Origin of the sequence: Clostridium neonatale, from assembly GCF_900465025.1 — a bacterium.
Taxonomy (GTDB): domain Bacteria; phylum Bacillota; class Clostridia; order Clostridiales; family Clostridiaceae; genus Clostridium; species Clostridium neonatale.
Genome location: NZ_UICR01000001.1, coordinates 2,426,638 through 2,447,128 on the forward strand (window position 1 = coordinate 2,426,638; position 20,491 = coordinate 2,447,128).

Genomic DNA, 20,491 nt, shown 5'->3' on the forward strand with positions numbered 1-20,491 from the left:
ATACACAGCCTAAATATTAATTATTCAGCATCTTTTATGCTTAAAGCTATTCTTTTATTTTCTTCATCAACGCTTAAAATTTTAGCTTTTATTTCTTCACCTATAGTTAAAGCTTCTTTTGGATGATTAATTCTACTATGAGAAATCTTTGATATATGAACTAATCCATCTACACCAGGTTCTAATTCAACGAAAGCACCAAAATCATTTAATCTTACTACTTTACCTAATACTATAGAATCTTCTGGATATTTTTCTTTAACATTTTCCCATGGCTTTGGCATAAGTTCTTTCATACTTAATGATAACTTTTTATTTTCTTTATCTAAGTCAATTATTTTAACATCAATAATTTGACCTTCTTTTAATATATCTTTTATATTTTTAACATGATTCCAAGAAATTTGAGATAGGTGTAATAGTCCATCTACGCCATTTATTTCAACGAAAGCACCGAAGTTTGTAAATCTTTTAACTTCACCTTTAACTACATCGCCTAAGTTAAATTTTTCCCATGCTTTAGACTCAACTACATTTCTTGCTTCTTCTAATAACACTCTTCTTGAAGCAACAACTTTAACTGGATTCTTTGCAGAAAAATCTATTAACCTAACTTCAATTGTTTTTCCTATATATTCTTCTTTGTTTTCAGTAAATTTTATATCTATTTGTGAAGCAGGTATAAAGACTCTAACGCCTTTAAAGTTTGCTACCAATCCTTTTTCTTGAGCATTAGATATTTTTAATTCAAATGTAGTTTTTTCATTGAATAAAGTTTCTAATTCTTTGAAGGCTTCTTCTCTTTCATATTCTAATCTTGATAAAACAACATATCCATCACTATTTTGTAGTTTTATTACTTTAGCTTTTATATTGTCACCAACATTTAATTTCTCTGATACTGCTATCGGATCTTCTTTTGCTGATAATTCTGAGAATGGAATAACTCCATCACTTTTATATCCTATAAGTGATACAATTAAAGAATCCCTAGTTTTTGAAAGAATTTCGCCTTCAATTTCATCACCTATTTTAAATCTTTTATCTAGTTCATCCATTAATGATAATTGATCCTCAAAATTATTGTTTTCTGTATTCATTATATCTAGTACCTCCTTAATAATCCAATCTGGTGTTGAAGCACCAGCCGTAACTCCTATTTTTTCTATATTATTATTAATAAAATCTTTTGGCAGTTCCTTTACATTTTCAACATGTATTGTTTTTGCGCAATTATCTTTTGCTATTTGGTATAGTTTTGTTGTATTAGAACTATTCTTACCTCCAACTACTATCATGGCATCAACTTCTTTAGATAATTTTTCAGCACTTCGCTGTCTTACATCTGTAGCAGCACATATTGTGTTAAATGTTAAAAGCTCCTTAACGCCACTTAAGCTTTTAAGTGTATTTTCCCAGTTTTTTAATTTCTCAGTTGTTTGAGATACTAAGCAAACCTTTTGAGGTATCTTATCTTCAAATTCACCATCTTTAGTAATAATAGCTTTATTATCACACCACCCATTAATTCCTATGACTTCGGGATGATCTTTATCACCTAATATTACTATATGATAACCTTCTTTTGAATATTTCTTAACCTTTTTTTGAATATTTGTCACAAAAGGACAAGTTCCATTAACTACTTCTAAACCTTTTTCATTAAGTAAATTAAATACACTTTCAGAAACGCCATGAGATCTTATAACAATCACATCACCACTGTTTAAACTGTCTATTTCTTCTAGACTTATTGAATATATATTATTTTCCTCTAAATACTTAACGACATCATTATTATGAATTAAAGGACCTAATGTATATATTTTTTTATTATATTTTTTTTGAACTTGTAATGCTTCATTTACTGCTTTAGAAACTCCAAAACAAAAACCTGCACTATTTGCGAGCTTTATCTCTATCATGATAGTACTCCTTATCTATCGATACTTTTTCTTATGTTCTCACAAATAACATCAACAACTCCACTAATATCAAGATTAGTACTATCAATTTCAATAGCATCGTCTGCTTTTTTTAATGGGTCAGTTTCTCTATGAGAATCTATATAGTCTCTCTTTTTTATGTCTTCTAGTATTTGATCGTAATTACATTCTATATTTTTGTTTTGTAATTCTTTAAATCTTCTATTTGCTCTTTCCTCCGGACTTGCTGTTAAAAAGAATTTAAATGGAGCATCCTTAAGAACTACAGTTCCAATGTCTCTTCCATCCATAATAACATCATATTTTTCAGACATATCTCTTTGAAGTTTTACAAGCTTTTCTCGCACCTGTTTTATGCTTGCATAATTAGATACTATATTACTTATTTCAGGTGTTGTTATTACATCTTGAATATTTATACCATTTAATATTAAATCATCATTTTCAAAATGCATTTCCATCGTATTTATTAAAGAACAAATTTCATTTATTTTCTCGGAACCTAAATTATTTTCTTTAGATTTTAATGCCACAGCTCTATACATAGCGCCTGTATTTATGTACATAAGATTAAACTCTTTGCCTACAAGCTTTGCTATAGTACTTTTACCTGCACCTGCTGGTCCGTCTATTGCAACTGCTATCTTCACTAAATTTCTCCTCATTTCATTATCTGATTTTAAGACTACAATATGATTATATAATTTTTTAACGTCTCAAACAAGAGTTTCATTTATTACCACTCTAAAATTAGATTTCTCATATCACCTAAAAACAATGTTTATGAATTTAAATATTAGTTCCTGCTATAAATCCTGTTGAAAAAGCTATCTGAACATTATACCCGCCAGTAAATGCATCTACATCCATTACTTCTCCACAAAAAGATAAATTCTCTACAATTCTAGATTTCATTGTAGATGGATCAATTTCTTTTATATCTACTCCACCTTGTGTAACTATACCTTCAGCAAGAGGTCTTACTCCATCTAGTTCAAAAGAGAAGTCTTTAATTACAGTTACTAAATTTTTTCTTTCTTCTTTTGTTATTTCATTAACTTTTTTATTTTCATTGATTTTACTTCTGCGTATTATCATTGGTATTATTTTTTGTGGAAGTAAATCATCTAAAGAGTTTTTAAAATCTTTATTTATATAAGTTTTAAAATCCTTTTGAACTCTCTTATCTAATTCACTTATATTTAATGCAGGTTTTAAATCAATATGTATTGTATAATTTTTATTTGGTTCTATAAATCTACTTCCTGTAAGTATTAATGGTCCTGATATTCCAAAGTGAGTAAATAACATTTCACCAAAGTTCTTATATATTACCTTTTTATCATTTTCTTTCACGGTAACTTCTACATTTCTTAATGATAATCCTTGAAGTTCCTTTGTTTCAGCATTTTTTACTACCATAGGAACTAAAGCTGGTCTTAAAGGAACTATATTATGGCCAAGTTTCTTTGCAAAATTTTGGCCTTCTCCTTTTGAACCAGTAAGAGGATATGAAGCTCCGCCAGTTGCTATAATAAAATAATCGCCTTTTAATATTTCTGAATCGTTTATTACTACTTCTGAAATCTTTTTATCCTTTACTTTTATATCTGTAACCTTACATCCTAATTTTATTTTTGTATTAGTTCTGCTTAAAGCATTTGATAAACCTTTTATAATATCTGAAGATTTATCTGATTCCGGGAAAACCCTGTCTCCTCTTTCCACTTTAAGTTTTATTCCTTCATTTTCAAAAAAATTCATAGTATCCTCATTAGTAAAACTATATAATGCACTATATAAGAAATGAGGATTACCTGGTATATAATCAAAGAATTCTGATATATCCTTAGCATTAGTAACATTACATCTTCCTTTACCAGTAATAAAAAGTTTTCTACCTAGCTTTTCATTACCATCTAGAAGTATTACTTCATGTTCTTTAGAAGCATGAATTGCAGCCATAATTCCTGCAGGTCCCGCACCTATAACAATTACTTTACTCAAATTTTAAATCTCCTTTTAGCGTCTTCACTTAAATTTATTATTTTTCAATTAACCTTTATATTATACTAAAAATAAGTAATTAAATATATAGTGTTACATATAATATTAATTATTATAAAACTTTCTTTAGAGGAAGTAATTTATTATACGCTTGTTTATATTTATGATTTCTTACCATATCTTTAGATGTTATTATTTTAAGTCTATCCAAATTCATGTTGTGTTCTAAATCAACTATCTTTACATTAATAGCAAGTTGATTTTTACTTTTTATAATTCTGTTTATATACTGATCATACGATTCACAAGATTTCTTTGTTAGAATTTTTACAGCATCAATATAAACTTTTTGTATACCAAAGTCTGAAATTTCTTTTTCTGTTATATCTGTGTCTTCCATAATATCATGAAGAAGCGCAACTACTTTTTCTTCAGTTGTTTCAACATTTTGCATAACATATATTAAATGTTCTGTATATGGATTCCCACCTTTGTCCTTTTTATCTTTAAAATATATATCCACGAGATTCATAGCTCTAATTATCATAATTTAAATCATCAACTCCAAGCATTTTATAAATTTACTTTATTATATATTATAAATGTAATATTTTCATTAAAAATACATAAAAAATGATAATTCTAACATTTGTTAAGAATTATCATTTTTATGATTATAAAAGTAATATAGTTAATATAGTTAAAATTTCTATTTTATATATAGGTCTTTATAAATTATATTAAATACATCCAAAGATTCTTCAATCTTTGATTTTAATATGACCTTTTTGCTTTTGAATTCCTTAAAACCTTTTTCTGTTAAAGAATAGGTCTTTTGAAATTTCTTGTCTAAATCGTCCCATTCACCGTCTATTAAACCATCGGATTCTAATCTCTTTAAAAGAGGATATATTCCTCCTGTGCTTGGAACCCATTTGCCATTAGTTCTTTGGCCTATTTTATGAGATATTTCGTTACCGTTAGTAGCACCTAGAGATAATATGTATAAAACATAAATAGGAAGAAGACCTTTAGTAAAAACAGGCGTCCCTGTACTCTTTTCCTTTTTAACTTTTTTTAGCTCTTTAAGTTTTTTCTTATATTCGGCATAAAGTCTTTTTTCTTCAGCTTCAATATCTTCAATTCCACTAAAATTAAATTTTTCATTCATAAATTAATCTACCTTTTCTATTGCACATCCTACAAGTCCTGGACCTGTATTAATTCCAAGTGAAGGTGCTATTGTTCCTGCAAAAATACATTCCTTGCAATGAGGAAGTTCTTTTATTCCGTCACATAGAATTTTAACTTTATCTTTTCCATTACCATCTAGAACCCATACTCTATAGTTTCCTTTTCCTTCGTATGATTTAAATATATTGATTAGTTTTGAAACAGCTTGCTTTGATCCTCTTGCTTTTGCGTAAGTTCTATATGCCCCATCATCTGCAACAGTTATAATTGGTTTAAGATTTAAGAATTCCCCAACTGTTCCAGCTACTTTTCCTATTCTTCCACCCTTTTTAAGATATTCAAGCGTATCTATTGTAAAAAATAAATCTATTTTATCTCTTAATTTAGGAAGAGCTTCTACTATTTCTTCAAAGCTTTTATTTTCTTTTATCATGTTAGCAGCATTTAATACCATAGCACCTTCTGCCATAGTTAATGTTTTAGAATCAAAAACAAAAGTTTCAAGTCCTTCAAAGTCTTCACATACAAGTCTACAAGCATTATATGTTCCTGATAAAGCCTGTGATATTGTTATTATAATTGCATGTGTATATCCTTCTTTAACTGCTTCATTTAATGCATCTGTGATTTTTTCTATACTTGGAAGAGATGTTGTCGGAATTTCTTTCTCCAAACGTTCATACATCATTTCAGATGTTAATTCAATTCTCTCCTCATATTCTTCTCCATCCTTATATATAACTCTAAAAGGTAATAATTTTATATTATTTTCTTTTAGTAATTCTACACTTATATCTGATGCACTATCTGTTATTAATGCTATCTTTTGCATTTGTTTTCCTCCTTAAAAGAATTTTCTATAACAATTATATCACTACTGATAAGATTATCAACAGTGATAATAAAAAATATATCACTACTGATATATTTTCACTGAGTAATTATAATGAATGATAGATAAAATTATCAGAAAACTTCTATAGGCTAGAATACTTAAATATACAAAATTAACGTCCTTATTAACTAAATAAAATTAATAAGGACGTTAATTTAAACTATTATAACTTTTGTTTTTGTAGGTATTGTATCCCAAATATATTTAGCATTTATTTTAGAAAGCCTTATGCATCCATCTGATAAAGCCATTCCAAGTCTTCCATCTCTTACTGAACCATCTAAATTATATATTATGGAATGAAATAAATAGTTACCCTTAAAGCTTGTATAATACCAGCACTTATATCCTTTATTAACTCCAAAATATAATCCCTTAACTCCTATTGAAAATGTGCCTTTTGGTGTTGGTGTTGATTTTTTGCCTATTGTACATAAAAAGCTTTTTTGAATAATCCAGTTTTTTTGTTTTCCTTTAAAAATATTTACCTTAAAGTTATCTGTATCCACATAAATCAAAAAATCTGTTGCACTATAATAATTTTGTGAATTAACAAGATTTTGTACTGATTCATTATAATTTTTATCATTTCTAAGTTTTGAATTTTTATCTGTATTTTTATTTTTTTCTTCATTATTATTCATAAATAGTTTTGATAAAAAGTTCATATGTGTTCCTTAATTATTAATCCTAAATATATTATATGGGAATTATCAATATCCGTTATTATTTATACGGCTTATATATTACTTTAAATTTTCAATTCTATATCCAATTTCTTTATTGGCTAATCTATATGCATCTTTAATCAACTCTTCTTCACTTTTACTATTACCAAGAAGATTATCTATTGTGATTTGATTTCTATCCATAAAATATTTATCAAGCAAATTCTGCTCTAAGTCTTTTTGAGAAGCTAACTTATAATCATCTAAAATATGCTTAACATTAAATCCATACTTTATGAGTTCTCTTCCTACTAAAATACTTCTATGACATCTTATTGGATCCTGCATTGCTCCAAGTAAAGCGATTTTATACCCTTTTAAAACTCCATTTTTAAGTCTTTGTATTCCATTTTTAAATGATTCTTCATTTACTACTTTCTCAAAATCAGAATAACCTTCTTCATTATAAGATATTTTATTTATTCTCTTTGCTGCAAGTTCAGGAGCCATATAAATATAAATAAATCCTGCTTCTTTTAATGTATGTTCTATTACTTCTTTATTATATTGAACATTATATTTTGAATATGGTGTTCCTCTTATATCTACTACTGTATCAATATTATAATGCTTTAACATATCTATTAGTCTTTCTACAGGATAATTTGAATGTCCAATTGTGTATATATCCATTTGTCTCACCTCTAATGTATAAATAAAAAGCTTATCTTAATAAGAAATTCATATAAATACCACTCTACTTATATAAATTAAAAAATTTGAAATTTTATAAAAAGCACCAAAATGCGAAAATTGAATAAATATTTATATATATTTAATTATATATAAATAAATTCTAAATTTATACTATCTTAAAAAAGTAATAAATTTAGAATTTTATAGTTTTATTTAATTTTATGAAATTTTGCTAAAATCTCATTTAAATTATTTGTTGGTGGAAAACACGAATTTCCTTCGCATAGATAATAAGTGGCTTTATTATCTTTAAGTGTATAATCTTTGGTATATGGTATTAATTCTTCAAGCTCACTACTATTTTCTTCATTTTTTATTATCACAGTCAAATTAAATGCCTGCATGTCGCTTAAAGTATCTTTAATTTTTTCTTTTTCACTTTCATCTTTAATAACACATATGAGTTCTTTAGTCTTATTTAATGCAAAAGAAGAAGCGATTAAGAAGAAGGAATGATTGATTTCTTCACTAATTATTGATCCTGCTATATAATCAAGCACATCTTTACTTATTTCTTCAAATAAGGACTTTCCAGTTATTCTTGCAAGTCTTATCAAATTATAAGCAGCTACTGAATTTCCCGAAGGAATTGCTCCATCAAATAATTCTTTAGGCCTTGCAATAAGCTTTTCACTATCTTTTCCATATAAGAAGAAGCCGGCATTCTTTTCATCAAAGAATAAATCTATCATTGCTTCTGTAAGATCTATAGCTTTTTTTAAATATAAAATCTCATATGAACTTTCATATAATTCTATAAGACCATAAGTTAGGAATGCATAGTCATCTAAGATGGCCTTATATTTAGCTTCTTTTTCTCTATATCTTGCAAATAATCTTCCTTTAGAATCTACTAAGTTATTATAAATAAAATCGATAGCTTTTTTTGCATATTCTAAGTACTTTTCATCTTCAAGTACTTTATACGCTTTAGAAAGTGTAGCAATCATAAGACCATTCCATGAAGTGAGAATTTTATCATCTTTATGGAGGGAATATCTTTCATTTCTATAATCTAAAATATTTTGTGCTAATACGTCTATTTTTTCATCTTTCTTATTATAATTACTATTCTTTATTAAATTAGGTATGCTTTTGCCTTCAAAATTTCCTTCGTCAGTTATATCATAATATTCATTAAAATAATTTCCATCTTCTTCGCCTAAAATTATTTTAATTTCATCTGGAGTGAATACATAGTATTTTCCTTCTTCTCCTTCACTATCTGCATCTTGTGCACAGTAAAACCCACCCTCATTACTTGTTAATTCTCTAAATACGTATTCAAGTGATTTTATTGAGATATCTTTATATAACGGATTTTTAGTTATTTCATAAGCTTCTAAGTATGATATTACTAAAAGCGCATTATCATAAAGCATTTTTTCAAAGTGTGGAACAAGATATTTATCGTCTGTTGAATAACGTGAGAATCCATACCCTATATGATCAAATAATCCGCCTCTATACATAGACCCAAGTGTAGTCTCTACCATTTCAAGTGCATTTGTTTCATCATACATCTTATAATATCTAAGTAAAAACATAAGCTTATGTGGTGTCGGAAATTTTGGAGCAGGTGAGAATCCACCATATTTAATATCAAAGCTCTTTAAAAGCTGATTATAACCATTTTTTAAGTTCTTTTCACTTAATTTAGTATCATTACTTTCGGATACAAAGAATTTACCAAGTTCTTTTAATATATTATCACTAGAATTAATTAATTTTTCTTTTGAATTCTTCCACTGTGTAGCTACTGATTCAAGTATTTCAATTAATCCTGGCATACCATATGTTGATGTCTTTGGAAAATATGTTCCTGCGAAAAATGGTTTTTGGTTTGGAGTCATTATAATGGTTAATGGCCATCCACCAGAACCAGTTAGTGCCTGACATACAGTCATATAAACACTATCAACATCTGGTCTTTCCTCTCTATCTAATTTTATTGAAATAAAAAATTTATTAAGTATTGCAGCTACATTTTCATCTTCAAAACTTTCATGTGCCATTACGTTGCACCAGTGACAAGTTGAATAACCAATAGATAAAAATATAGGCTTATCTTCTTTCTTTGCATCTTCAAATGCTTCTTCTCCCCATGGATACCAATTAATTGGGTTATATGCATGTTGAATTAGATATGGGCTCTTCTCATTGATTAATCTATTGGATTTATTTTCTTGTTGCATTATACCACCTCATATTTATATCAAAAATCAATTTTAGTATAAGTAAAAGGCGAAATATTATTCTGCAATTCAATTTATAAATTATTTAAAATCTTACTTAAGCATAAGCAGTCTCACGGATTATATTTATAGATAATGATATTAGAACTAATAATATTTTATAATAAAATCTCCAAACATCTACTAAAAGGTGTTTGGAGATTATCATCATAATGATTTAATTTGCTTTTTTATTTGCGAACTGGCTATTATAAAGTTGCTCATAGAAGCCACCTTTAGCCATTAACTCTTCATGATTTCCTTGCTCTATAATATTACCATCATTTATTACAAGAATTAAATCTGCACTTCTTATAGTTGAAAGTCTATGTGCAATAACAAAACTTGTTCTGCCTTTCATTATATTTTTCATAGCGTTTTGAAGCATTAATTCAAGTCTTGTATCAACAGAGCTTGTAGCTTCATCTAATATAAGAATAGCAGGGTCTGAAATTATTGCTCTAGCAATTGTAAGGAGCTGCTTTTCTCCTTGAGATATATTTGATGCTTCTTCATTTAAGAACATATTATACCCATCTGGAAGTGTTTTTATGAAGTGATGAACATTGGCTATTTTAGCTGCTTCAATTATTTCATCCTTTCTTGCTCCAAATCTTCCATATTCAATATTTTCATTTATTGTTCCATTAAACAACCAAGTATCTTGAAGAACCATTCCAAACATTGAGCGAAGATCTCCTCTTTTCATATCTCTTATATCTACACCATCTATCTTAATAGAACCGCCTTGTATCTCATAAAATCTCATAAGAAGATTTATTAAGGTTGTTTTACCTGCTCCAGTAGGCCCAACTATAGCTACCATTTGACCACTTTTAACTTCTACATTTAAGTCCTTAATTAAAGGTTTATCTTCAAAGTATCCAAATTTAACATGCTCAAATGTAACATTACCTTTAGGATTTTCTACTTTTATTGAATCTTCCTTATCTGGAATTTGCTCTTCTTCATTTAATATTTCAAATACACGCTCAATTGCAGCAAATGCTGATTGAATTGCAGAAGACAACTGAGTTACTTGAGTAAGTGGTTGATTTATCTGCCATATATAACGTATAAACGCTTGAAGATTACCAACTGTTATAGTACCAGCTATAGCAAAAACAGCTCCCATTACACCAATAACACCTATTCCTAAATAAGTTACTAGTGAAATAAGTGGTGACATTATACTTGAAATAAATTGAGCCTTAAATCCTGTCTGGCATAACTCTTCATTAATATCTTCAAATTCTTTAATTACATCGTCTTGTTTACCATAAAGCTTTATCTCATTAAATCCAGTATACATTTCTTGAACTTCACCATTTAATTTACCTAAGGCTTTTTGCTGACCAATGAATAAATTTTGTGACTTAGAAACTATAAACTTAGATACCAAATAACTAAGAGGTATTATAAGTGTTGCAACTAATGCCATTTTTACATTAAGTACAAACATCATAATTACAGCTAATGATAATGATAAAATCGCATTAATTACTTGAACAAAGCTTTGTTGAAGTGCATTAGATATTGTATCAATATCATTTGTAATTCTACTTAATACATCACCATAGCTATTGCTATCAAAATAATTTACTGGCAATCGCTTTATTTTATCTTGAACAGAATTTCTTAAGTCACGCATAGTATTTTGAATAGCATTAGTCAAAAGAAAACTTGCTGCATAAGTAGATAAAACACTGGCTATATATATAAATGCAAGCATTATAAGTACTTTTAAAATATAACTGAAGTTTACAGAAGCACCTTCTATACCTTTTGCTATATTTATAGAATCTTTTGTTAACTGTGTTAATATAAATCCTTCTACTGTTGGAGAAATAGCAGTAAATATAGCTGCTAATATTACAAACAAAATAGCGCCAATAAATGGAAGTTTGTATGGTTTTACAAAAGGAGCTATTTTTATTATTGTTTCTTTAAATTTCTTCATTATGCTAACTCCTCCTCTGTAAGTTGTGATAAAGCAATTTCATGATATATTTCACAAGTTTTTAAAAGTTCCTTGTGAGTTCCACTGCCAACTACTTCACCTTCATTTAATACTATTATTTTATCAGCATCTAAAATAGATCCAATTCTTTGAGCAACAATTAAAACAACAGATTCCTTTGTTTCTTCTTTTAACTTTGCTCTAAGTGTTGCATCTGTTTTAAAATCTAAAGCAGAAAAACTATCATCAAATATATAAATTTCTGGCTTTCTAACTATAGCTCTTGCAATAGATAATCTTTGCTTTTGGCCACCTGATACATTAGCTCCGCCCTCACTTATCATCTCTTCAAACTTCTTAGGTTTCTTTGAAATAAAATCATAAGCTTGAGACACTTTTGCTGAATGTTCAATTTCTCCGCTAGTTGCACTCTTTTTACCAAATTTAATATTACTATTTATACTTCCTGTAAATAATCTTGTTTTTTGAGGAATAAATCCAATCTTTTTTCTTAGTGCTTTTAAATCATAATTTCTTATATCTATACCATCAATTTTTATGCATCCTTCCGTAACATCATAAAATCTTGGTATTAGATTTATAAGTGTTGACTTACCACTACCTGTACTACCTATAAAGGCTACAGTTTGACCTTTACTAGCTTTAAATGATATATCTTTAAGTACAGGTTCTTCGCCATCTGGATAAGTAAAAGTAACATTATCGAATTCAACTTCACCTTTTATTTTAGTATCTTTTACACCATTTTCAGGATTTTTTATAAGAGGCTCTGCATCTAATAGCTCCTCAATTCTATCTGCAGAAACTTGCGCTTTTGGATACATTATAAATATCATAGAAAATAACATTAAAGAAAACATTGAATGAAATAAGTAATCTAAAAATGCAATTAATTGTCCAACTTGTAATGTTTCTGTATTTATCATTTTACTTGCAAGCCAAAATATTGCTAGAACCGCCATATTTAATAAAAAGAAAAATGTTGGTTGAGATGCTGCCATAAGTTTAAACAGCTTTTTTGATATATTAGCATAATCTTCATTTGTTTCCATAAATCTTTCTCTTTCATGATCGTCATTCCCAAATGCTCTTATAACTCTTATCCCAGTTAAATTCTCTCTAGAAATACGATTAAGTTTGTCTAATCTTTTTTGTTGCGTTTCAGATATTGGATGAGATAATTTAGCAATAACTACTACACCAAGTATTATAAATGGTACAGTTATTGCAAGAACTATAGAAAGTGATACACTTGTCTTAAGTATCATAAACAAACTTACTCCAAACATAACTGGTGTTAATAATGCAGTTCTTAGGAGTGTATTTGTAAATTGCATTAATTGATATGCATCATTTGTAGTTCTTGTGATCATTGAAGATACTCCAAACTTATCATATTCACTGTGAGAATATTCTTGTGCTTTCCTAAAAATATCATTTCTAATATCTCTAGTTAAACCAGTTGAAATTTTAGATGAACAATATCCAAGTAATATTGTACCTAAAACACCTATGATAGAAATAATTGCTATTAAAATTCCTTTTTGCTTTATATAAGTTATATCGTTATTGGCTATACCATTATCAATAACTTCAGCCATAATGGTTGGAATCCCAAGTTCTACCAAAGCAAAACCAAATACTGAAATTACATTCAAAATAATTAGCAGTTTGTAATTTTTCAAATATTTTAATATTAGTTTCATATTAGTTCTCAGTCCTTTCTTAAATTGATTATATTACTAATTTGATTATGCCAAACATATATTTTATAATAAAGTATCCTGTAGCAGGATAGTCAATACCTATAATATTTTAATTGTAACTAAAAAAATATTTTTAGCTTAAATATTTCTTTTACTTTTAGTATTAAGAAAATAACGAATAATATACTAAAGATAAGCATCATATAATAAAAATCCTCCCTTATATAGAAACAGTTTTAATATTTTAACTGTTTACTATAAAGGGAGCATATAATTATTTTAAATTGTTGTATTTGAAATCTCTCATACTACTTTATAAAATCTTTTAAAAACTGACATATGCTATATTAAAATCCAAGTTAATATATTTTTTCACATTCATCTACAAGCTTAACTAAATATAAAACTAATCAAATACAAATTTTATCCTTGTATTGTCTTTATATTTATCTCTCAATTCATCAATATATTTATTTGTATCATTATTTATAAGATTTTCATATTCGCCATATAGCTTAGGATAATTAGCTTGTATAAAACTAAGCATTTTTCTCATTTGAACACTATCTTTTTGTATTCTCAATTTATCTAAGAATACAGGTATGGTATTATTTAAATTATCTATAATTTCATCTACATCTGTAATCCCTGGCAATACAGGAGTTATAAAAGTCCATACCTTTATTTTTTGATTACATAGATAATTAGCAAGATTAATATTTTCAATGACTTCATTTTTATTTGTATTAAGGATTTGAGTTAGATTTGATAAACCAAGTAATATTGTTATATTTGAACTGTAATTTTTTATAATATCCATATCTCTAAGGATAATACCATAATCTGCTTTTGTAGTTATCATTATAGGTATATTAAGTTTATTTAGTTCAATTAAGCAATTTCTTGTCAACTCATATTTTCTTTCAATCTCGTGATACGGATCACATCTGCTACCCATATATATAGTTTCTTTTCTATTCCAATTATTTAAATTGTTTTTTATTAATTCAGGCATATTTAATTTAACAATTATATCCTTGTTCCAATTACTATCAGTCATTTGAAAGCAATAAGGACATTTAATTGTACATCCATCATAAGGATCAATAATAGATATTTTTCCACCATCAGGAGGATACTCAAAAGTAATTAAATCTTTTTCGATTATTTCTTTTATCATTGTTAAGTTCTCCTTCTTACTTTAATTTTCCTTATAAAACCATGTACTCTCGAGATACACTATAATTAAATATTACCATTTATATAATTTATTACTAGACTTATATTTTTAAATATGTTATTGTAGTTTATAGGTATTTGTATTTTTAATGTGAACCTAATTTATAGGAATATTTTAGTATAATTTGATATAATATCATTATAGAACAAACAAAGGATGGTTAATACATATGAATAGTAATACTAAAGACTTAGTAAAATCTTTGACTGGACTAGCATATGAAATTATACAACTTATAATTGCAATTTTCATTTTAGTTTTAATTATAAAAGGTTTTTAGTAAAAAGTTTAAAATTTCCATTAAAGAATAATAAGGCATTGCTATTAATAAATAGTAATGCCTTATTATATAAGAAATCTTTTAAAGTATCATAAAGTAATATTTATGGTATTCCCACATTTATTACATATATTACTTTTCATATACACTTTTGTTGTATATCCATTTCTTTCAATTAAAAGATTACCACATTTTCTGCAGTAAGTATTATTATCTATACCTTGCACATTTCCTATATAAACATATTTTAAATATTTCTTTGCTTCATCTGCATCTTTTTCAATTTTTTTAACCTCAGTAGCGTCATTTTGCATTTTAAATCTTGGAAAATATCTGCTTAAATGAAGAGGAATATTCTTATCTACGCTTGCTAAAAATTTTGCAATTTCACGAACTTCTTCTATTGAACCATTTTCATCACTTACAAGCAAAGTAGTTATTTCTATGTGACATTTTTCATAACATCTTTTTATTGTTTCTAATACAGGCTCTAGTTTTGCACCACATATACTTTTATAATATTTATTAGTATATCCTTTTAAATCTATATTCATTGCATCAACATAAGGTAATAAATCTAGAAGAGGTTCTTCATTTATATATCCATTGGTGACTATTACTACATTAATATCTTTATTGTATTCTTTTATTTTTTTAGATGCCTCATAAATATATTCATACCACATAAATGGCTCATTATATGTAAAAGCAATTCCAGCATTATTAGGTGCTTTACTTATAAGCTCAATCAATTTATCAATACTTAAATATTGTGATTCTGGTCTGTATTGTGATATTTCATAGTTTTGGCAAAAGCTGCAAGTCATATTACATCCAAAGCTTCCAATAGATAATATATTTTTAGAAGGTTTAAAATGATATAACGGCTTCTTTTCAATTGGATCAACACCAATTGAAGTCACTTCCCCATAATTTATAGCAATTGGTATATTATTTTTTACGGTTCTCAATCTGCAGATACCAAATTTATCTTCACTTATTAAGCAATTATGAGGACAAACTCTACATATTACTTTATCATCTTCTAATCTTTCATAGTACATGACTTTTGCATCCATAAAATTCACCTGCTTTAAATTAGTATTTGATTTTACACTTATAAGAATAATTTTGTATCTTCAAATAACTAAGAAATATTATTCTTCATATTTTATAACTTCAAATCTTTCAATATGAAAATCATCATTAAAATAGTCTATTCCAGCCTTATCACAAGCTATATGAAGCTGATCTTCAATTGTATTAACACCTTCAAGATTTGGAAGTAATAGCCCTCGTTTATATCCTTTTGTAACAATTACTCCATATTTTTTAGGATCTAGTTCTTCTTTTGAAGATATTTCTGCATCCATAAGTACATCTACAGAAATATCAATATCTTTTAGTTCATCTTCTGTAACTTCTGGAAATCTTGGATCATGAATAGCAGCTTCTATTGAATTTCTAATTATCTCTTTTGCAACATTATCTGTTGTACTTTGAATAGTACCTATACACCCTCTTTTGATTTTTAAGTTCATCATCTACATTTGATAAATCATTTATCGGATTTTTATACTTAAAATAATGTTCTAAATTTTCTCTTGCAAGCTTAACATACTGATTGGAATTCTTTATCTTTTCATTGTAAGAGTTTTCTTCATATTCTTTGAGTACTTTGTAACTATCCACATCTTTACTTGTAGGTTCAAACTTCATTACACCATACCCTACTCCAAATGGGCCTTCGTATGATAACACTGTTCCTTTAATACCATTTCCTTGCATTGAACCTAAAAGAGTATATACTGAATAAAGACCACATTGTGCAGATTCTTCTACCATGGTATCGTCTAGATTAAAACATTTAACTACATCTCCATTTTCAAGAGTTTCTATAAATTCTTTATCAAATTTTGGTCCATAGAGAGAATACGAATATGGTCCTTCTTCTTTTAATTTATGTGATAGATCTCCACTTGCAATAAATACTGTTTTTCTATTTAATTCCTCAGCAGTATTAGATATAAGTATACCTAATTTATATAAATTTAAATCACCTATCATTGAGTATGTTATATGAACTAACTTATAATCATTATAGTATTTATTTATAAAATATAATGGGACAATACTTCCATGGTCTAATTCTAACTTCCTGCCATATCTTCCAAGCAATTTATCATCTACAAGTACAGATTGTATTCCTTCTAAATGGCACTTAAGACTTAGACTAGTTACAAATTCTTCATCTAAATCTAAACTAATTTTAATATTACTGCATCTGAACTGATTTAAATCACCATAAATATGCTTTCCAGCTGATATTGCTACTACATCGCTAAACATTGGACCATGTGGTGTAACTATAACGATCGTATCAGGCTTTATATCAGCTATTTCTCTTCCTATTTTTTCACATGCTACAGAAGTTTTTTCTATCTTATTTTCTTCTCCACGTCCTATATCTGGTATTATTATAGGTGGATGTGGCATTAAGTAATATCCTAAAATATTATTCATATAACCATCTCACTTTTTTATATAATCATTTTAAACTTTTTGTGGGCTTTGCAGGTCCTTCTATCCATTTTCCTTCATAATCAAAGCGTGAACCATGACATGGACAGTCCCATGTAAATTCATCAGCATTCCATTTTAGTTCACATCCTAAATGAGGACATTTAGTACTTACAGTATAAATTTTGCCTTTTACATCTTTATAAACTCCAACTTTTTTATTCTCATAATTGATTATTTTACCTTCTCCATTTTTTACGTCATCTAAGTATTCATTTGGAACATGTATTTTTTGTGCTATAAAGTTTTTAGCTGTTTTAGCCATATCATTTCCAGCATTTTTCATTGAAGCTGATAAATCAAATCTGCTTGGAGAAAATATATCAGCATATTCATTATCTATTCCACGTATCATATCACTTATTATCATTGCTGATACCATGGAACTTGTCATTCCCCACTTTTTAAATCCAGTAGCAACATATATATTAGGTGTTTTAGTTGAATAATGCCCTATGTAAGGTATATTATCTAAACTGACACAATCTTGTGCAGACCAATGGTATCTTTCCTTGCAATTAGGAAAAATTTCTTTGGCTGCTTTTCTTAGAGTTTCATAAGCTGTGCCTTGTTCATTTTCACCAGTTCTTTGATTGGCACCACCAAATAAAACTAAGTCTTTATACGTCCTATATGAATATCCATTATCTTCAATACCTATATACATTCCATCAAAGTCTGGTGCATTTTCAAGTCCTAAAACATAAGAGCGTTCTTGATGCATTTTTAAAAAATAATACCCAGGTATATTAAAGAAAGGATAGTGAGTTGCAACAATAATACGCTTAGCACTAATATATCCTTTATCAGTTACTACCACATTATTATGAATATCAATATCTGTAGCTTTTGTGTTTTCATATACAGTAAGTTTTTCTGAAATAGGTTTTAAAAACTCTAGTGGATTAAATTGCGCTTGATGTTTAAATTTTAATGCTTTCTTTATTTGTATTGGAAGAGGGATTTCAGAAATAAGCTCTGCATCTATTCCAAGTTTAATTGCCGCATTATATTCATCTTCTATTGGTTTATTTTCTTCTAATGAATATACATAAGCATCAGTTTCTTTAAAGTCACAATAAATATTTTCTTTTTCAATTATTTCTTTATATTTTTTTATTGCTTCTTCATTAGCTAAAGCATAATGTTTAGCTTTTTCTTCACCAAATTCCTTTATTAAATTATCGTAAATCAATTCATGTTGAGAAGTTATTTTTGCTGTAGTATTTTTAGTATTTCCACTGCATATTAGCTTTGCATCTATTATTATACTTTCAATACCACACTCCTTTAGCATATATCCTATTAGTAAGCCTGCAATTCCTCCCCCTATAATAACAGTATCACATTCTATATCTTTATCTAATGACTTTCTTTTTTTGAAATCTACTTCACTTTTCCATATACTTTCCATAAAACTTCACCTCTCATAGTAGTATTTGTAAGTTTTATGAAATTTATTATGATTGAAAACATTATTTTATATTCCTATCTGGATATTTAACTAGGGTATACTTGGAAATAAAATTTCAGAACCTTTTATGAATACTTCTTCAAATTGGAAAAACTTTTCAATATATATTGTTTAAAGCAGGAAAGATTCTAGAATAGGCCTTATTTATATAAAAATCGTATTTACAGATTTATATTTAATAATGATAAAAAAATTAAGTTCATTAGGTGATAAATAAAAACAGGATGCTAAGATATAATTTCTTAGTATCCTGTTTATCTAAACTTGTCCTATAACTTTTCCTTTTAAATTATATTTATCAAACACCGCTGAGCAAACAATAGATGAAATTTCAATAGAGTTTTCAATATCCCACATAAATGAATGTTTACCTTCTTTGTATTTTGCAATTTGAGAATTTATAAACTTCTTTAGTTCTTGAGTATTATTATATGATTTTGAAACTATCATTTTAGAAATCTTAGATATATTGTCCAATAAATATTTTTGGATTTTTCTTTCATATATGATATGATCCCCTACATCTCCTATGCCCCCACTTATATGAGAATAACAGCAAAAATCACAAAGATAATGAATTATTATTCCAAATTGAAGTGAATTATAAGCATTAAATTTTCTTTTATTAATTAATTTTTCTAACTTGTCTTCTACATATTTAAAAGACTTTTTATGAAAATGTGGATTTGTATAAGGAAGCCATGAGCAATCTGCAATTATAGTACCAATGTAAAACATATTAAGTGAAAAATCCTTAGGATATTTTGTTTTTATATTTTTTAAAGCCAACTTAGCTAAATGAAAATGAGTCCTAACTTTCATAAATTCATCACTCCGTCTTTATATTATATTAATCATAATTCTAAATTATCTTCCTAAATAATAGCTTAATCAATATTAAAACATTTTGCAATTTATTTTGACGAAATTTTGGTTAATTTAGTGTTAAAAGTAAAAATGTTATAATAATATCATATATATTATTCCTTTTAAGATTTATTTTTTAGATACAATTAATAAAAGCTCCGAAATTTTTTCGAAGCTTTTTCTTATAAAGTTCATATTTTCTTAACTTTCTGTATTTCTTATGACTTTAAATATTATTAACTTATTACAAAAGTTCTTCTAATGTATGTTTGCTGATTTCATTAATAAATGAATTTAAAGCGTCACCAAGTATATGTTTAAATTTACAAGTTGAATCATGGGTACATTCATGTCTTGCACTAGAAAAACATACTGATGTATTTAGTTTTTCTTCAGTAATAATTAATATTTTTCCAAGATTTATTTTATTAGGTTCCATTCCTAATTTTAAGCCACCATTTCTACCTTTAATAGATATTATATATTCTGTTTTAGCTAACTTATGAACTATTTTTTTTAAGTGATGCTCTGATATTTCAAGGCTAGATGCCAATTCTTCAACTGTACATAATTTATCTCGATTTTTAGCTAGATAAATTAAAATCCTAAAAGCATAATCTGAAAACTTGGATAAATTCATTTTCTCACATCCTTTGTTTATAT

16 protein-coding genes and 1 pseudogene are annotated in these 20,491 nt (G+C 27.2%); all 17 read right to left on the bottom strand.

The genetic code is table 11. The features are described from left to right. Positions 1-20: 20 nt before the first annotated feature. Positions 21-1,925, bottom strand: a complete 1,905-nt coding sequence (locus CNEONATNEC86_RS11100) for a bifunctional 4-hydroxy-3-methylbut-2-enyl diphosphate reductase/30S ribosomal protein S1 (RefSeq protein ID WP_058295244.1) — start codon at positions 1,923-1,925, stop codon at positions 21-23. Positions 1,926-1,936: 11 nt separating this feature from the next. Further along, the gene (gene cmk / locus CNEONATNEC86_RS11105) at positions 1,937-2,596 is read right to left on the bottom strand and encodes a (d)CMP kinase (protein ID WP_159136011.1); all 660 of its coding nucleotides are present in this window, start codon (positions 2,594-2,596) and stop codon (positions 1,937-1,939) included. Between the two features lie 139 nt (positions 2,597-2,735). Continuing rightward, positions 2,736-3,953: a BaiN/RdsA family NAD(P)/FAD-dependent oxidoreductase gene (locus CNEONATNEC86_RS11110; RefSeq protein WP_159136012.1), complete on the bottom strand. Its 1,218-nt coding sequence runs from the start codon at positions 3,951-3,953 to the stop codon at positions 2,736-2,738. A gap of 112 nt (positions 3,954-4,065) precedes the next feature. Further along, positions 4,066-4,500: a GTP pyrophosphokinase gene (locus tag CNEONATNEC86_RS11115; RefSeq protein ID WP_159116285.1), complete on the bottom strand. Its 435-nt coding sequence runs from the start codon at positions 4,498-4,500 to the stop codon at positions 4,066-4,068. A gap of 162 nt (positions 4,501-4,662) precedes the next feature. Next, positions 4,663-5,124: a PadR family transcriptional regulator gene (locus tag CNEONATNEC86_RS11120; protein ID WP_058295240.1), complete on the bottom strand. Its 462-nt coding sequence runs from the start codon at positions 5,122-5,124 to the stop codon at positions 4,663-4,665. A 3-nt stretch (positions 5,125-5,127) separates the two neighbouring features. After that, positions 5,128-5,979, bottom strand: coding sequence for a DegV family protein (locus tag CNEONATNEC86_RS11125; protein ID WP_058295239.1), 852 nt, complete (start codon positions 5,977-5,979; stop codon positions 5,128-5,130). Between the two features lie 218 nt (positions 5,980-6,197). Next, a complete protein-coding gene (locus tag CNEONATNEC86_RS11130) occupies positions 6,198-6,710 on the bottom strand; it encodes a L,D-transpeptidase (RefSeq protein ID WP_058295238.1) in 513 nt (170 codons plus the stop codon). A gap of 78 nt (positions 6,711-6,788) precedes the next feature. After that, a complete protein-coding gene (locus CNEONATNEC86_RS11135; protein ID WP_097919278.1) occupies positions 6,789-7,403 on the bottom strand; it encodes a DUF488 domain-containing protein in 615 nt (204 codons plus the stop codon). Positions 7,404-7,615: 212 nt separating this feature from the next. Further along, positions 7,616-9,661, bottom strand: coding sequence for a thioredoxin domain-containing protein (locus tag CNEONATNEC86_RS11140; RefSeq protein ID WP_200848516.1), 2,046 nt, complete (start codon positions 9,659-9,661; stop codon positions 7,616-7,618). 217 nt (positions 9,662-9,878) lie between these two features. Beyond that, the gene (locus CNEONATNEC86_RS11145) at positions 9,879-11,660 is read right to left on the bottom strand and encodes an ABC transporter ATP-binding protein (RefSeq protein ID WP_159136013.1); all 1,782 of its coding nucleotides are present in this window, start codon (positions 11,658-11,660) and stop codon (positions 9,879-9,881) included. Beyond that, on the bottom strand, positions 11,660-13,387 hold the full coding sequence (locus tag CNEONATNEC86_RS11150; protein WP_159136014.1) for an ABC transporter ATP-binding protein: 1,728 nt from the start codon (positions 13,385-13,387) through the stop codon (positions 11,660-11,662). Before CNEONATNEC86_RS11150 ends, CNEONATNEC86_RS11145 begins: the two co-directional genes overlap by 1 nt. A 406-nt stretch (positions 13,388-13,793) precedes the next feature. Continuing rightward, on the bottom strand, positions 13,794-14,567 hold the full coding sequence (locus CNEONATNEC86_RS11155; RefSeq protein ID WP_058295234.1) for a radical SAM protein: 774 nt from the start codon (positions 14,565-14,567) through the stop codon (positions 13,794-13,796). Between the two features lie 429 nt (positions 14,568-14,996). Beyond that, positions 14,997-15,986: an AmmeMemoRadiSam system radical SAM enzyme gene (gene amrS / locus CNEONATNEC86_RS11160; protein WP_058295232.1), complete on the bottom strand. Its 990-nt coding sequence runs from the start codon at positions 15,984-15,986 to the stop codon at positions 14,997-14,999. 78 nt (positions 15,987-16,064) lie between these two features. Beyond that, positions 16,065-17,430, bottom strand: a pseudogene (amrB, locus tag CNEONATNEC86_RS11165) (AmmeMemoRadiSam system protein B). Positions 17,431-17,455: 25 nt separating this feature from the next. Then, on the bottom strand, positions 17,456-18,901 hold the full coding sequence (locus CNEONATNEC86_RS11170) for an FAD-dependent oxidoreductase (RefSeq protein WP_159136015.1): 1,446 nt from the start codon (positions 18,899-18,901) through the stop codon (positions 17,456-17,458). 318 nt (positions 18,902-19,219) lie between these two features. Continuing rightward, a complete protein-coding gene (locus tag CNEONATNEC86_RS11175) occupies positions 19,220-19,783 on the bottom strand; it encodes a zinc dependent phospholipase C family protein (RefSeq protein ID WP_058295229.1) in 564 nt (187 codons plus the stop codon). Positions 19,784-20,072: 289 nt separating this feature from the next. Further along, the gene (locus CNEONATNEC86_RS11180) at positions 20,073-20,468 is read right to left on the bottom strand and encodes an RrF2 family transcriptional regulator (RefSeq protein WP_159136016.1); all 396 of its coding nucleotides are present in this window, start codon (positions 20,466-20,468) and stop codon (positions 20,073-20,075) included. Positions 20,469-20,491: the final 23 nt, after the last annotated feature.